15 protein-coding genes are annotated in these 15065 nt (G+C 72.3%); 7 read left to right on the top strand and 8 right to left on the bottom strand.

Annotated features, from left to right (window positions below; translation table 11 throughout):
* The first annotated feature begins 151 nt into the window (after window positions 1-151).
* Together ADK64_RS01760 and ADK64_RS01755 are read left to right on the top strand one after the other, a co-directional pair.
* Window positions 152-1603 (top strand): aldehyde dehydrogenase, encoded by a 1452-nt coding sequence (locus ADK64_RS01760; RefSeq protein ID WP_053654168.1) that lies wholly within the window; start codon window positions 152-154, stop codon window positions 1601-1603.
* 3 nt (window positions 1604-1606) lie between these two features.
* On the top strand, window positions 1607-1840 hold the full coding sequence (locus ADK64_RS01755; RefSeq protein WP_053654165.1) for a ferredoxin: 234 nt from the start codon (window positions 1607-1609) through the stop codon (window positions 1838-1840).
* A 130-nt stretch (window positions 1841-1970) separates the two neighbouring features.
* Here the strand turns inward: ADK64_RS01755 and ADK64_RS46510 are convergent, their stop codons facing one another.
* Together ADK64_RS46510 and ADK64_RS01750 are read right to left on the bottom strand one after the other, a co-directional pair.
* On the bottom strand, window positions 1971-2432 hold the full coding sequence (locus tag ADK64_RS46510; RefSeq protein ID WP_199829453.1) for a hypothetical protein: 462 nt from the start codon (window positions 2430-2432) through the stop codon (window positions 1971-1973).
* A gap of 142 nt (window positions 2433-2574) precedes the next feature.
* Window positions 2575-3228 (bottom strand): TetR family transcriptional regulator, encoded by a 654-nt coding sequence (locus tag ADK64_RS01750; protein ID WP_053654164.1) that lies wholly within the window; start codon window positions 3226-3228, stop codon window positions 2575-2577.
* A gap of 220 nt (window positions 3229-3448) precedes the next feature.
* Here ADK64_RS01750 and ADK64_RS01745 point away from each other — a divergent pair, with 220 nt between their 5' ends.
* The 4 genes from ADK64_RS01745 to ADK64_RS01730 all read left to right on the top strand — a co-directional run bounded on the left by ADK64_RS01745 (window position 3449) and on the right by ADK64_RS01730 (window position 7366).
* On the top strand, window positions 3449-4876 hold the full coding sequence (locus tag ADK64_RS01745) for a glycosyltransferase family 4 protein (RefSeq protein ID WP_053654161.1): 1428 nt from the start codon (window positions 3449-3451) through the stop codon (window positions 4874-4876).
* Window positions 4870-5616 (top strand): class I SAM-dependent methyltransferase, encoded by a 747-nt coding sequence (locus ADK64_RS01740; protein WP_053654159.1) that lies wholly within the window; start codon window positions 4870-4872, stop codon window positions 5614-5616. Before ADK64_RS01745 ends, ADK64_RS01740 begins: the two co-directional genes overlap by 7 nt.
* A complete protein-coding gene (locus ADK64_RS01735) occupies window positions 5613-6683 on the top strand; it encodes a prenyltransferase (RefSeq protein WP_053654158.1) in 1071 nt (356 codons plus the stop codon). The genes ADK64_RS01740 and ADK64_RS01735 overlap by 4 nt, the downstream gene beginning before the upstream one ends.
* A gap of 110 nt (window positions 6684-6793) precedes the next feature.
* Complete coding sequence (locus ADK64_RS01730; RefSeq protein ID WP_053654156.1) at window positions 6794-7366, top strand: hypothetical protein; 573 nt, start codon at window positions 6794-6796, stop codon at window positions 7364-7366.
* Here the strand turns inward: ADK64_RS01730 and ADK64_RS01725 are convergent.
* From ADK64_RS01725 to ADK64_RS01705, 5 genes are all read right to left on the bottom strand, one after another.
* A complete protein-coding gene (locus ADK64_RS01725) occupies window positions 7363-8373 on the bottom strand; it encodes an LLM class F420-dependent oxidoreductase (protein WP_053654154.1) in 1011 nt (336 codons plus the stop codon). The genes ADK64_RS01730 and ADK64_RS01725 overlap by 4 nt on opposite strands.
* A 105-nt stretch (window positions 8374-8478) precedes the next feature.
* Complete coding sequence (locus ADK64_RS01720) at window positions 8479-9324, bottom strand: hypothetical protein (protein ID WP_053654152.1); 846 nt, start codon at window positions 9322-9324, stop codon at window positions 8479-8481.
* Between the two features lie 85 nt (window positions 9325-9409).
* Window positions 9410-10351, bottom strand: coding sequence for an N-acetylmuramoyl-L-alanine amidase (locus tag ADK64_RS01715; RefSeq protein WP_199829452.1), 942 nt, complete (start codon window positions 10349-10351; stop codon window positions 9410-9412).
* Between the two features lie 22 nt (window positions 10352-10373).
* The gene (locus ADK64_RS01710; RefSeq protein WP_053654150.1) at window positions 10374-11027 is read right to left on the bottom strand and encodes a class I SAM-dependent methyltransferase; all 654 of its coding nucleotides are present in this window, start codon (window positions 11025-11027) and stop codon (window positions 10374-10376) included.
* Window positions 11028-11135: 108 nt separating this feature from the next.
* Window positions 11136-12890: an MFS transporter gene (locus ADK64_RS01705; protein ID WP_053654148.1), complete on the bottom strand. Its 1755-nt coding sequence runs from the start codon at window positions 12888-12890 to the stop codon at window positions 11136-11138.
* Between the two features lie 161 nt (window positions 12891-13051).
* On the opposite strand from ADK64_RS01705, the gene ADK64_RS01700 reads away from it, so the two are divergent.
* Window positions 13052-14236: a thiolase C-terminal domain-containing protein gene (locus ADK64_RS01700; RefSeq protein ID WP_053654146.1), complete on the top strand. Its 1185-nt coding sequence runs from the start codon at window positions 13052-13054 to the stop codon at window positions 14234-14236.
* 47 nt (window positions 14237-14283) lie between these two features.
* Here ADK64_RS01700 and ADK64_RS01695 read toward each other — a convergent pair whose 3' ends face one another.
* Window positions 14284-14916 (bottom strand): response regulator transcription factor, encoded by a 633-nt coding sequence (locus ADK64_RS01695; protein ID WP_053654408.1) that lies wholly within the window; start codon window positions 14914-14916, stop codon window positions 14284-14286.
* Window positions 14917-15065: the final 149 nt, after the last annotated feature.

Genomic DNA, 15065 nt, shown 5'->3' with positions numbered 1-15065 from the left:
CCCTCCACCCTGCGGCCGGGGCCCACTATAACGGGAACTGATGGAACGTCAGATAGATGTGCGGGGGGCGTCGCGTCCGCCATGGCGACCCATTGCCCCCGATAACTAGAACTGGTATCAGTTCTGAAACAGTGTCAGAAAGGGTGCGGCCATGACCGAGCTCGTGGAACACGGACAGCTGTTCATCGGCGGGGAGTTGACCGACCCCGTGGGCAAGGACGTCATCGAGGTGATCTCGCCGCACACCGAGCAGGTCATCGGCCGCGTGCCGCACGCCTCCCGGGCGGACGTCGACCGGGCGGTGGCCGTGGCGCGCCGCGCCTTCGACGAAGGGCCCTGGCCGCGAGCGACGCAGGCGGAGCGGATCGAGGTCGTCACCCGCATCAAGGACGGCATCGCCGCCCGGCACGAGGAGATCGCGCGGGTGATCTCCTCGGAGAACGGCTCCCCTTACTCCTGGAGCGTCCTCGCCCAGGCGCTCGGCGCGATGATGGTGTGGGACGCGGCGATCAAGGTGGCACAGGGCTACACGTACGAGGAGCGCCGCGACGGCGTGCTCGGCCCGATCCTCGTCAGGCGCGAGCCGGTCGGCGTCGTCGCGGCCGTGGTCCCCTGGAACGTCCCGCAGTTCGTGGCCGCCGCCAAGCTCGCGCCCGCACTGCTGGCCGGCTGCACGGTCGTACTGAAGCCGTCCCCGGAGTCCCCGCTCGACGCGTACCTCCTCGGCGAGATCGCGCGTGAGGCAGGCCTCCCCGAGGGCGTGCTCTCCATCCTCCCCGCCGACCGCGAGGTCAGCGAGTACCTGGTCGGGCACCCCGGCGTCGACAAGGTCTCCTTCACCGGCTCGGTCGCGGCCGGCAAGCGCGTGATGGAGGTCGCCGCCCGCAACCTCACCCGGGTCACGCTGGAACTGGGCGGCAAGTCGGCGGCGGTCGTCCTGCCGGACGCGGACGTGCGGACGGCGGTGTCCGGGATCGTGCCGGCGGCCTGGATGAACAACGGGCAGGCCTGTGTGGCCCAGACCCGCATCCTCGTCCCGCGCGCCCGCTACGACGAGTTCGCCGACGCCCTCGCCCAGGCCGCGAGCGCGCTCACGGTCGGCGATCCGCTGGACCCGGCGACCCAGGTCGGCCCGCTGGTCGCCCGCCGTCAGCAGCAGCGCAACCTCGACTACATCCGGATCGGCCAGGAGGAGGGCGCCAAGATCCTCACCGGCGGGGGCCGTCCGGCGGGTCTGGACCAGGGCTGGTACGTCGAGCCGACCCTCTTCGGCGACGTCCACAACTCCATGCGGATCGCCCGCGAGGAGATCTTCGGCCCGGTGATCTGCCTGCTCCCGTACGGCGACGAGACCGAGGCCGTGAAGATCGCCAACGACTCCGACTACGGCCTGTCCGGCAGCGTGTGGACGTCCGACGTCGAGCACGGCATCGACATCGCCCGCCAGGTCCGCACCGGCACCTACTCGGTCAACACCTTCAGCCTGGACATGCTCGGCCCGTTCGGCGGCTACAAGAACTCCGGTCTGGGGCGGGAGTTCGGCCCGGAGGGGTACGGCGAGTACCTGGAGCACAAGATGATCCACCTCCCGGCGGGGGCGTAGACCATGGGCGACCGCTGGCACATCGAGGTCGACCGGTCGGTGTGCATCGGCTCGGCCCAGTGCCTCCACCACGCCCCGACCGCCTTCCGCCTCGACTCCGCCCGCCAGTCCCACCCGACGGACCCGGACACGGACGCGAACGAACCGATCCTGAAGGCGGCCGAGAGCTGCCCGGTGGAGGCGATCCTGATCACGCTGCTGGAGAGCGGGGAGGCGGTGTTTCCGCCGGAGGAGTAGGGGGAGGAGGCGGGCCGGAGGCGCGGGGGAGCGGGTGGCGCCGGCACCGGGCGCCACCCGGACCGGCCCCGACTCCCGCCCGGCGACCGTACACAGGGCACCCGGATCGCCCCGGCCCACCGCCGGCGCGCTACGGCCGACTCGTCGCGCGCGCCCGCGGCCCGATGCGCCCGGTGCCGAACGGGGCCGCCTTCCCACGCGGATCGGCCTCCTCGCTGCCGCTGCCGCTGCCGCTGCCGCTGCCGCTGCCGCTGCCGCTGCCGCTGCCGCTGCCGCTGCCGCTGCCGCTGCCGCTGCCGCTGCCGCTGCCGCGCTGCGCGGGACCGGGCCCGTCTCGCCGCGGCCGTCCTGCCGGGCGTGCCTGCGCGGGGCGCGCCCGTGCGGCCTGCCTGAGCGGCGAGCCCTGCCCGAGCGGACGAACCTGTCGGCGTGCCCGTCCGCGCCCGGCCGTACCGATCTGGCCGGGCCCGGCGCGTGACCGGCCGCCGTACCGCACCGGGAGTCCCGCTTCGCCCTGCCCGACCGGGTGCCGCGGGTCGGCCCTGCTGCCGGCCGGAGCCGTCGCCACCCGGGCCGCCGTCCCCGGCTGCACGCCGGGTCGGCCTCGAAGCGTGCGGTGTGGGCGGGCCACCGCGGCCGGCGCCACCGCGACCGGAGGTTCGGGGCGGGGAGCCCGGATGCCGGCCCCCGATCACGGGCGCCCCGCTGCCCCGGTGCGGGCCGTGCGGCACCGGTCAGGCGCGGTCGTCCGGCTCCGTCAGGTCGATCAGGCGGCACACCGTCTCGATGTCGATCTTCACCTGGGCGATGGAGGCGCGGCCGGAGAGCCAGGTGATGAGGGCCGAGTGCCAGGTGTGCTCGATGACGCGGACCGCGGAGAGCTGCTCGGGGGTGGGGCGTTCCAGGCCCATCGCGTCCAGGATGATCACCGTCGTCTGGCGGGAGACCTGGTCGACCTCCGGGGAGACGCTGCGGTCGGCGAAGGTCAGGGCGCGGACCATCGCGTCGGCCAGGTGCGGCTCGCGCTGCAGGGCGCGGAAGGCGCGCATCAGGGTCTCGGCGACGCGCTCGGCCGACGTCTCGCCCGCCGGAGGCTTCTTGCGCAGGGTGCCGTGCATGTGTTCCAGCTGGTCCTGCATCGTCGCGACCAGCAGGTGGACCTTGGAGGGGAAGTAGCGGTAGAGCGTGCCCAATGCGACCTGGGAGGACTCCGCCACCTCACGCATCTGTACGGCGTCGAAACCGCCCCGGCTGGCCAGCTGGGCGCTCGCGTGCAGGATCCTGCGGCGGCGGGCCTCCTGCCGCTCGGTGAGCGGAGACGAGGGAGGCGACGAGGGCCGGACCGTGGTGGCTTCCGCCTTGGCTTCCGCAGGCAATTCCGCAGGCATGGGTCCCGTTCCGTGACAGTCGGTGAGGGCGTCTGTAGGGCACGTGATCAGACAGCATGGCAGGGCGGCCCGCCGTGGCGTGAATCACCTGATCCACTGCTCACAGCACCCCTACCTGCCGGTAGATTCAGAGCTTCTTGAACGATCAAGTCTGAAACTTGTTCTAGATTAGCGTCCCGGCGTAGTCTCGCGGGACAGCGCAGGCAGAAGGGGGCACGGAGTGACCGCTGAGGCCCGGGTGGCGGGCGCCGACCAGGACCCCGCTGCTGGTGGGGGCCCCTCCCGCTCGAGCGCAGCCGAGAGCGGGGGAGAGCGACCGCTCGACATCGCGCTCCTCACCTACAAAGGGAACCCGTTCTGCGGCGGCCAGGGTGTCTACGTACGGCATCTCTCGCGTGAGCTGGCCCGCCTCGGACACCGCGTCGAGGTCATCGGCTCGCAGCCGTACCCCGTCCTCGACGAGGGGTATCCCGGACTCACCCTCACCGAGCTGCCGAGCCTCGATCTGTACCGCCAGCCCGACCCCTTCCGGACCCCCAAACGGGACGAGTACCGGGACTGGGTCGACGCCCTGGAAGTCGCGACGATGTGGACCGGCGGCTTCCCCGAGCCGCTGACCTTCTCCCTGCGCGCCCGCCGTCATCTGCTGGCCCGCAGCGGCGAGTTCGACGTCGTGCACGACAACCAGACGCTCGGATACGGGCTGCTGGGCGACATCGGCGCGCCCCTGGTCACCACGATCCACCATCCCATCACCGTCGACCGGCAGTTGGAGCTGGACGCCGCCGAGGGCTGGCAGCGGCGGTACTCGGTGCGCCGCTGGTACGGCTTCACCCGGATGCAGAAGCGCGTCGCCCGCCGGCTGCCCTCGGTCCTCACCGTCTCCGGCACCTCCCGGCAGGAGATCGTCGACCACCTCGGAGTGCGCGACGACCGCATACACGTCGTCCACATCGGCGCCGACACCGACCTCTTCTCGCCGAATCCGGCCGTGGCCGAGGTGCCGGGCCGGATCGTCACCACCTCCAGCGCCGACGTGCCGCTGAAAGGCCTGGTGTTCCTCGTGGAGGCGTTGGCCAAGGTGCGCACCGAGCACCCGGCCGCCCATCTCGTCGTCGTCGGCAAGCGCCCCGAGGAAGGGCCGGTCGCGGCGGCGATCGAGCGCTACGGCCTCACCGGCGCCGTCGAGTTCGTCAAGGGCATCTCCGACGCCGAACTCGTCGACCTGATCCGCTCCGCCGAGGTCGCCTGCGTGCCCTCGCTCTACGAGGGCTTCTCGCTGCCCGCCGCCGAGGCCATGGCCACCGGCACCCCGCTGGTCGCCACGACCGGCGGCGCCATCCCCGAGGTCGCGGGCCGCGACGGCGAGACCTGTCTGGCCGTACCGCCCGGCGACCCGGGCGCGCTCGCCGCCGGGCTCGTACGACTGCTCGGCGACCCGGAACTGCGTGCCCGGCTCGGCCGGGCCGGGCGGGAGCGGGTGCTCGCGCACTTCACCTGGGCCCGGGCGGCCGAGGGCACCGTGGCCCGCTACCGCGAGGCCATCGCCCGTAGCGGCGGCCCGCGCCGCGCGCCGCACACCGAGCAGACCGAGGGCCGCCCCGCGGCCGCAACAGGCGTCTACACCGAAAGCAGGGCCACGTGCTGACCGTCGACTTCTCCCGGTTCCCGCTCGCCCCCGGCGACCGTGTCCTGGACCTCGGCTGCGGGGCCGGCCGGCACGCCTTCGAGTGTTACCGGCGCGGCGCCCAGGTCGTGGCCCTGGACCAGAACGGCGAGGAGATCCGCGAGGTCGCCAAGTGGTTCGCGGCGATGAAGGAGGCCGGCGAGGCCCCCGAGGGCGCCACCGCCACGGCGATGGAAGGCGACGCGCTGGCCCTGCCCTTCCCCGACGAGTCCTTCGACGTCGTCATCATCTCCGAGGTGATGGAGCACATCCCCGACGACAAGGGCGTACTGGCGGAGATGGTGCGCGTGCTCAGGCCGGGCGGCCGCATCGCGATCACCGTGCCGCGCTACGGCCCCGAGAAGGTCTGCTGGACGCTGTCCGACGCCTACCACGAGGTCGAGGGCGGCCACATCCGCATCTACAAGGCCGACGAACTGGTGGCCAGGGTCCGCGAGGCCGGCCTCAGGCCGTACGGCAGCCACCACGCGCACGCCCTGCACTCGCCGTACTGGTGGCTGAAGTGCGCGTTCGGCGTCGACAACGACAAGGCGCTGCCGGTGCGGGCGTACCACAAGCTGCTGGTCTGGGACATCATGAAGAAACCGCTCGCCACCCGGGTCGCCGAGCAGGCGCTCAACCCGCTGATCGGCAAGAGCTTCGTGGTCTACGCGACCAAGCCGCACCTGCCTCGCCTGTCCGACGAGGCGGCCGCCCGGTGACCACCCCCCGGACAGAACACCTCGTCCTGCCCGGGGTCCTCACCGCCGAGCAGGCCGCCGCGACCGTTCGCGGCATCCTCGCCGTGCAGCGGGAGGACGGCGCGATCCCGTGGTTCCGCGGGCACCACCTGGACCCCTGGGACCACACCGAGGCCGCGATGGCCCTGGACGCGGCCGGCGAGCACGCGGCCGCCGAGCGGGCGTACGGCTGGCTGGCCCGGCATCAGAACGAGGACGGCTCCTGGTACGCCGCCTACGCCGACGGCGCCCACGACGACGTCACCGACCGCGGCCGCGAGTCGAACTTCGTCGCCTACATAGCCGTCGGCGTCTGGCACCACTACCTGTCCACCGGCGACGACACGTTCCTGGACCGCATGTGGCCGTGCGTCTACGCCGCTGTCGAGTGGGTGCTGCGGCTCCAGCGCCCCGGCGGCCAGATAGGCTGGCGCCGCGACGACGACGGCACGCCCACCGCGGACGCCCTGCTCACCGGCAGTTCCTCGATCCACCATGCCCTGCGCTGCGCGCTCGCGATCGCCGACCAGCGTGAAGAGCCGCAGCCGGACTGGGAGTTGGCGGCCGGCGCACTGCGCCACGCGATCCGCCGCCACCCGGAGCGCTTCCTCGACAAGGACCGCTACTCGATGGACTGGTACTACCCGGTCCTCGGCGGCGCCCTGACCGGCGAGGAGGCCAAGGCCCGGATCGCGCAGTCCTGGGACCGGTTCGTCGTACCGGACGTCGGCGTGCGCTGCGTGGTCCCCAACCCCTGGGTGACCGGCGGCGAGTCCAGCGAACTCGCCCTGGCCCTGTGGGCGGTGGGCGAGTCGGACCGCGCGCTGGAGATCCTCCAGTCCATCCAGCACCTGCGCGATCCGGACAGCGGCCTGTACTGGACGGGCTACGTCTACGAGGACGACGCGATCTGGCCCCGCGAACTCACCACGTGGACGGCGGGCTCCCTGCTGCTCGCGGTGGCGGCGCTGGGCGGGCACGAGGCCACGTGCGCGATCTTCGGCGGCGAACACCTGCCGACGGGCCTGGACCCGGACTGCTGCGGCTGAGCGCCCCGTAAGGGGCACCTGAACGGCGTCCCCCAAGTGGCGCAGCCGAGCGGAGCAGGAGAGGCTGCCTGAGGAAGCAAACCGCTCGGGGAAAACGTCCGGAGGACCCCGTGCCCGTACCGATACGGCGCCTCTTCGTGGCGCTCACGCTCTCTACCACCCTGCTGGCCGGGACCACGGCCTGCGGCACCGGCGAGAAGACCAGTACGAAGGACACCGCGGCGGTCCAGGCCGTCCCCGCCGCCGCCACCCCCAAACCGACGACATCCGCGGAACGCCAGAAGTTCGCCAAGACCCGGTTCGTGACGAACGCGGGACTCGCGGCGGGCGCGACCTACCAATGGATCGTGAAGCCCTGGAAGGCGGGCAAGTTCAAGAAGGGCGCCCATGGCCGCAAGCGGGCCCTGGTGAAGGCCGCTCTGGCCGGTGCCTTCACCTACAACCGCCTCAAGGCCGCCGAGCGCAACGCCCAGGGCGACCCGACGCTCGCCAAGGCGCTCGCACCGCTCTCCTCGGGCATCGACGGGCTGAAGAACCTGCCGTCGAAGCTCCGCAGCGGTGACGACAGCGCGGTCAGCTCCTTCAACGACACGATCAACAAGGTCAAGGGAGCGGGCGCCGGCGCCGGCGCCCCGGTCAAGGACAAGGTGCCCTCGGCCTCCCAGCTCACCAGCGGCGGCTAGGAGTTCAGCTCCGCCAGCACTCTGAGCGAGTGCGGGTCCGGTGACACGGCCAGCAGGTCCGTCACCGGGCCCGTGCGCCATGCCGCGAGCCGCTCCGCGATGCGCTCACGGGGCCCGACCAGCGAGATCTCGTCGGCGAAGGCGTCCGGCACGGCCAGTACGGCCTCCTCCCGCCGCCCCGCCAGGAACAGTTCCTGGATCCGCCGGGCCTGCCCCTCGTACCCCATGCGGGCCATCAGGTCGGCGTGGAAGTTGCGGGCCGCGTGCCCCATTCCGCCGATGTAGAAGCCGAGCATGGCCTTGACGGGCAGCAGCCCTTCGGTCACGTCGTCGCACACCCGCACCTGGGCCAGCGGAGCCACCATGAACCCCTCGGGCAGCTTGCCCACCGCCTCCCCGTACACCTCGGGCCGGCTGGGCGCCCAGTACAGCGGCAGCCAGCCGTCGGCGATCCGGATGGTCTGGGCGACGTTCCCCGGCCCCTCGGCGCCGAGCAGCACCGGCAGGTCGGGCCGCAGCGGATGCGTGATCGACTTCAGCGGCCGGCCGAGCCCGGTGCCGTCCGGCCCCCGGTAGGGCAGAGGATGGAACCGCCCGTCGACCTCCACCGGCGCCTCGCGCCGCAGCACCTGCCGTACGACGTCCACGTACTCCCGGGTCGCGGTCAGCGGCGACTTGGGGAACGGACGGCCGTACCAGCCCTCCACCACCTGTGGCCCCGACAGACCGAGCCCGAGCAGCATGCGCCCGCCGGAGAGGTGGTCCAGGGTGAGGGCGTGCATCGCGGTGGCGGTCGGGGTGCGGGCGGCCATCTGGGCAACACCCGTACCCAGCTTGATCGTTGACGTTCGGGCCGCGATCCAGGTGAGTGGTGTGAAGGCGTCCGAGCCCCAGGACTCCGCCGTCCACACCGAGTGGTACCCGAGCCGTTCCGCCGCGACGGCCAGCGGCACATGCCCGGCGTCCGGACCGCGTCCCCAGTAGCCGAGTGCGAGACCGAGCCGCATACGCCTGCCTCCTGACGATTCGTCAGATCACCGTCGGGAGGCGAGAGTACGACAACGGCCCCCCGCCCGGAAGGGCGAGGGGCCGTGCGCCGTGCCGCGTGGGGCTCAGCCGCGCTGGATGCCCGAGGTGTCCTGGAGGACGCCCCGGCGGCCGTCCTGGGTCTGTGCGACCAACTGGGCACCACGCTGCTCGACGGCCAGGTACCAGGTGCCCGGCGCCAGTTCGGCGATCGGGGTCGGCGCGCCGTCCTCGCCGAACAGCGGACGCGTCACCGGCACGGCGAACCAGAACGGCGAGAAGTCCGCGGGAGCCGGCTGAGCGGCCGCCGGAGCCGGAGCCGGGGCCCCCTGCGTGGCGGCCGGCGGCTGCTGCCCGAACGGCTGACCGGGCTGCGGCTGCGCACCGTACGGCTGCGGGGCCGGGGCGCCCGGGTAGCCGTAACCACCGGGGGGCTGGGCGCCGTAGGGCAGCGGGGTGACCGGCTTCGGCGCCGGGACCAGCGTGGCCTGCAGCGCCGGGACGAGGGGGGTGGCGATGGCCGCGGCGGCCATGACCAGCGTGGCGATGAGGGCGAGGATCAGGCCGGTGCCGGCGCTGAACCCGCTGCCCGAGCCGCCGTTGCCGATGTTGTCCAGGCCGCCCGCCGGGTCGAAGATGTTCCCGAGCGCGCTCCATGCCGCGAAGACGGTGAACGCGACACCGAACTGACCGAGGTCGAGACCGGCCACCTTGGGCACCTGCGGCAGCCCGCGAGCGACGACGATCAGCGCGGCCCCGATGATGCCCGCGAGGATGACGCCCAGCATCACCGGACCGCTGCTCCAGGCGCTGGGGATCTGGGAGCTGCTGACTCCGTCGATCGAGTAGAGGCCGAGGAACGACGCGATCAACAGCACCACCGCTGCTCCGATCACCACGCCGTCGCCTCTAGTGAGGGAGCGGATATTCACTTCAGGTCCTTCGTAGGTCGTCTCTCGTCGTCGGTAGACACTACCGTCCGCAAGATCCGGCCGTCCGGCCGTATCCACCCGCCGGTCACGACCGGCGCAGGAAACTCACGATTCCCTCAGAGATCCCTCGCGCAGCCTTCTGCCGCCAGGCTCCGCTGGTCAGCAGTGCCGCGTCCTTGCTATCGCGCATGTTGCCGCACTCGATGAACACCTTGGGAACCGTTGACAGATTGAGACCACCCAGGTCCGTGCGCGTGACGAGACCGGTACCTTTGCCGACGTAGTTGGACGGCGGCTCGCCGGTGTCGCGGAGGAAGTCTCCCGCGACGCGTGTGCCGAGGTCGCGGGAGGGGCCGACGATCTTGCGGGTGTCGGCGGCGCCCGCGTGCACGGTCCCCGGCAGGATGACGTGGAAGCCGCGGTCGCCCTCGGCGGCGCCGTCGGCGTGGATGGAGATCGCCGCGTCGGCGTGGGCGGTGTTGCCGATCCGGGCCCGCTCGTCCACGCACGGTCCCCAGGCCGGGCTGTCTCCGTCACGGGTGAACTTCACCGTGGCGCCCTGCTTCTCCAGCAGCGTGCGCAGCCGGTGGGCGACGTCGAGGGTGAACCGGGCCTCGGTGTAACCGGCGTTGGTGGACGTCCCGGTGGTGTCGCACTCCTTCCGGTTCGTCCCGATGTCGACCTGGCGGTTGATCTCGGTGGCGTGCTGGAAGTTGCCCTGGTTGTGCCCCGGGTCGATGACGACGACCTTGCCCTTGAGCGCGCTGGGCCCGCCGGCCGCTCCCTTGGCGTCGGCGGCGGAGGTACCGGACGGGGAGGGCGAGCCTGCCGACGCGGTGGCGGAGTGGGCGGAAGCAGCGGACGTGGCGGACGCCGTACGGTCCGAGCCTCCGCCACCCCCCACCGCCTCGTACACCACCCAGCCGAGCAGCGCGCCCGGCACCAGTGCGGCGAGCGCCACGGTCAGCGGACCGCGCCGGGGCCGGCGCGGCTGCGGAGGTTCGAATTCCGGGCCTGTGTACGACACGTCTGCGACTCTAACCGGGCCTTCAGATCCCCGCCCGCGTTCGCCGCAGGACACGCAGCGAACCGGTGACGGACACCTCCTCGAACGCCCCGGACGCAAGGGCTCGCAGGTACACGCGGTACGGCGCCTGTCCGGTGAACTCGTCCTCCGGATGGGGGAAGACGTCGTGGATGACGAGCAGCCCGCCCTCGGCCACGTGCGGCGCCCAGCCCTCGTAGTCGGCGCCGGCGTGCTCGTCGGTGTGGCCGCCGTCGACGAAGACGAGGCCGAGCGGGGAGTTCCAGAGCGCGGCGATCTGCGGGGAGCGGCCGACGAGCGCGACCACGTGCTCCTCCAGGCCCGCCTTGAACAGCGTGCGGCGGAAGGCGGGCAGCGTGTCCATGACTCCGACCTCGGGGTCGACCGTCTCCGGGTCGTGGTAGTCCCAGCCGGGCTGCTGTTCCTCGCTGCCCCGGTGATGGTCGACGGTCAGCACGCTGACCCCGGCCGCCCGGGCGGCATCGGCGAGCAGCACGGTGGAGCGCCCGCAGTACGTCCCGACCTCCAGCAACGGCAACCCCAGCCGCCCGGCCTCCCCGGCCGCCGCGTACAGGGCCAGCCCCTCGTCCACGGGCATGAACCCCTTGGCCGCCTCGAACGCGGCGAGGATCTCGGGCTGGGGGGCGGTGGCGGACATGGGGGCCTTCCCGTCGTACGGCGTTTCCGACCGCCCATGCTGCCGCACCCCCTGTCACTCGTGGACAGGGGGTGCGGTGAGAAGGGGCGCGGGGAACTGCGCGAGAAACTACTGGGCGCTCACGACTTCCCCGGGCAGCGAAAGATCCAGATCGACAGCGGACTCGTCCCCGGAGTGCGTGGCGGAAGAAGCACGCGGCCCATGGCCGGCGGCCTTCGCGGCGAGCACGTACGCACCCCCACCGGGCACGGCGAGCGTGTAGGAGCCGTCCTCCGCGGACACGGTGGCACCGGCCTGCCGTCCCCGCCGGTCGATCAGGGTGACCTTGGCGCGTGCGACGGGAGCCCCGTCCGGGCCGAGGACCCGGCCGCGGAAGCCCCGCAGCACCTCTTCCGCCTGCTCCAGGACGTCGTCCTCCTCGCTGCTGGCCCGCAACTGCGTGTGCTGGACCTGCTGGGCCGGACGGGGGGCCTTCGGCAGGAACAGCGCGAGCAGCAGGCCCACCGCGACGGCGGCCGTGGCGATGAGGAAGGAGACCCGGAAACCGTGCATGGTCGGGACGGCGATGCCGCCCACGTTGTTCGCCGTGTTCGCCAGCACCATGCCGATGACGGCGCTCGACACCGACGTACCGATGGACCGCATCAGCGTGTTCAGGCCGTTGGCCGCGCCGGTCTCCGAGGCGGGCACGGCACCCACGATCAGCGCCGGCAGGGACGAGTACGCGAGACCGATGCCCGCGCCGAGGATGACGGACGTGACGATGGTCTGCCAGGCCGCGTGCATCAGGCCGAGGCCGCCGCCGTAGCCGATCGCGATGATCAGCAGGCCGAGGATGAGGGTGGTCTTGGGGCCGTAGCGGGCGGACAGGCGGGCGTAGACCGGGGCGGTGAACATCATCGTCAGGCCCAGCGGGGCCACGCACAGACCCGCGACGACCATGGACTGGCCGAGGCCGTAGCCGGTCGCCTTCGGCAGCTGGAGCAGCTGGGGCAGGACGAGCGAGACGACGTAGAACGCGACGCCGACCATGATCGACGCGAGGTTGGTGAAGAGGACGGCGGGGCGTGCGGTGGTGCGAAGGTCGACCAGGGGCGCCTTGCTGCGCAGCTCGAACATGCCCCACAGGAGGAGGACGACGACGGAGGCGGCGAACAGGCCGAGCGTGGTGCCGGAGGACCAGCCCCAGTCGCTGCCCTTGGTGACCGGCAGCAGGAGCAGTACCAGACCGGCGGACAGACCGAGGGCGCCCACCAGGTCGAAGGTGCCCTCGGCGCGCATCGGCGACTCGGGCACGGTGAGCAGGGTGAGGGCGATGGCGAGCACGCCGAGGCCGGCGGCGCCGTAGAAGAGGGCGTGCCAGTCCATGTGCTGCGCGACCAGGGCGGCGGCGGGCAGCGCGAGGCCGCCGCCCACGCCTATGGAGGAGCTCATCAGGGCCATGGCCGAGCCGAGCTTCTCGCGCGGCAGCATGTCGCGCATGAGGCCGATGCCGAGCGGGATCGCGCCCATGGCGAAGCCCTGGAGCGTACGGCCGGCGATCATGATGAGCAGCTGGCTGGTGAACGCGCTGATCAGGGCGCCGACCACCATGATGGCGAGGCTGAGGATCAGCATCCGCCGCTTGCCGTACAGGTCGCCGAGGCGGCCCATGATCGGGGTGGCGACGGCGCCGGACAGCAGGGTCGAGGTCAGTACCCAGGTGGCGTTGCTGGGGGCGGTGCTCAGCAGCTGCGGCAGGTCCTTGATGACCGGCACGAGCAGGGTCTGCATCACCGCGACCGTGATGCCCGCGAAGGCGAGCACCGGGACAACGGCCCCGCTGGCCCGCCGGGGCGGCTGGTCGGTCGTCGTGTGGGTCATTGAGTGAGGCCTCCCGTGGACATAAGTGCTCGGTAAACCTCGTATGCACAGGCAACTATTCCGTTGCTTCGGCCCCCTAACGGATCCTTGACCCGCTCATGGGTTTCTGATGCATCGTCAGCTCTGGTGTGTCATTGCAACACGTTCTAATCTGACGTGCCATGAAGGCCTATGTCGCCGGGGTCGGGATGACCAGGTTCGAGAAGCCCGAGACCCGTTCATGGCAGTACTGGGACATGGTGCGGGAAGCGGGCGGGGCGGCCCTCGCGGACGCCGGGATCGCCTACACGGATGTGGAACAGGTTCCCGTCGGCTACTGCTTCCAGCCCTCCACCGCCGGCCAGCGCGCCGCCTACGAGCTGGGGCTCACCGGGATCCCCGTCTACAACGTCAACAACAACTGCGCGACCGGCTCGACCGCCCTGATGCTGGCCCGGCAGCTCGTCGAGGGCGGTGCGGCCGACTGCGTCCTGGCGTTGGGCTTCGAGAAGATGAAGAAGGGCGCGCTGGGCGGGGGAGCCGACGGCGGCGACTTCGCGACGTCCCCGGTGGCCCGGCACTACGGCGTCATGGCCGCCCGGCACGGCTTCGAACCGGCCCCGCCGACCGCGCAGATCTTCGGCGACGCCGCCCGCGAGCACATGGAGCGGTACGGCACCACCGAGGCGCAGCTCGCCGCCGTCGCCGCCAAGAACCACCGGCACTCCGCGCACAACCCGTACGCGCAGTTCCGGGACGTGTACGAGGTGGCCGACATCCTCTCCGCGCGGACGGTGCACCGGCCGCTGACCAAGCTCCAGTGCTCGCCGACCTCGGACGGCGCTGCGGCCGTGGTGGTGGTGTCGCGACGGTTCGCCGACGAGCGCGGGCTCCGCGGGCTCGTGGAGATAGCCGGACAGGCCATGGCCACGGACACCGAGGAGTCCTTCGCGTCCGGCTCCTGCATCGACGTCGTCGGGCAGCCGATGTCCCGCGAGGCGGCCCGCCAGGCCTACGAGCGGGCCGGGATCGGCATCGAGGACGTCGACGTGATCGAGCTGCACGACTGCTTCTCGGTCAACGAGCTGCTGACGTACGAGGCGCTCGGCATGTGCGGGACCGGCGCGTCCGGCAAGCTCGTGGAGTGCGGCGCGACGACGTACGGCGGCCGCTGGGTGGTGAACCCGTCGGGCGGACTGATCTCCAAGGGGCACCCGCTGGGCGCGACCGGCCTCGCGCAGACCGCCGAACTGGTCTGGCAGTTGCGCGGCGAGGCGGGGGAGCGGCAGGTGCCCGGAGCGCGGGTGGGGCTCGCGCACAACATCGGGCTGGGCGGGGCGGCGGTGGTGACGCTGCTGCGGGCGTAGGGTTCGCGCTGGCCGGAGCGCGGCGGGGCCGGGTGGGGGCGCGTGGTTCAGAGCCACCCCTGCTGCCGGGCCTCCCGTACCGCCTCCGCCCGGTTCCGGGTGCCCGTCTTGCCGATCGCCGAGGACAGGTAGTTCCGGACGGTGGACTCGGACAGCTGCAGCCGGCCGGCGATGTCGGCGACGGTCGCCCCGTCCACCGACGCCTTCAGTACGTCGCACTCGCGGGCCGTCAGCGGGTTCGGCCCGGCGCTGAGCGCGGCGGCGGCCAGCGCCGGATCGACCACGGTCTCGCCGCTGAGCACGCGCCGGATGGCCGCGGCCAGGTCCTCCACGGGCCCGTCCTTGACGAGGAACCCGGCCGCCCCGGCCTCCATGGCACGGCGCAGATAGCCGGGCCGGCCGAAGGTGGTGAGGATCAGCACCCGGCAGTCGGGCGCCTGCTCGCGCAGCTCGGCCGCCGCGTCCAGCCCGCTGGCGCCCGGGAGTTCGATGTCCAGCAGGGCCACGTCCGGCCGGTGCAGCAGCGCCTCCTCGGCGATCGTGTCCCCACGGGAGACCTGGGCGACGACCTCGATGTCGTCCTCCATGCCGAGCAGCAGCGCGAGGGCCCCGCGCATCATCCCCTGGTCCTCGGCGAGCAGAACCCGGATGCACTTGGCGGGCCTGCCGTCCCGGGGCATCTCGTCCATGGGCCCAGCCTACGGCCGAAGAGTCCGGCCACATCCGCTGACGGTGGTCCCGTCACCCGTACCGGGAGGTTCCGGTGCGCCGTACCCGAGCCCCGCGCTCGTGGGACGCCGGACGCTGCGTCGACGTCCCGGTGCTACGC

This window comes from Streptomyces sp. MMG1121 (assembly GCF_001280015.1).
GTDB lineage: Bacteria > Actinomycetota > Actinomycetes > Streptomycetales > Streptomycetaceae > Streptomyces.
The sequence above is the reverse complement of the archived record's forward strand: the minus strand, read 5'-3'. Positions and strand labels throughout refer to the sequence as shown.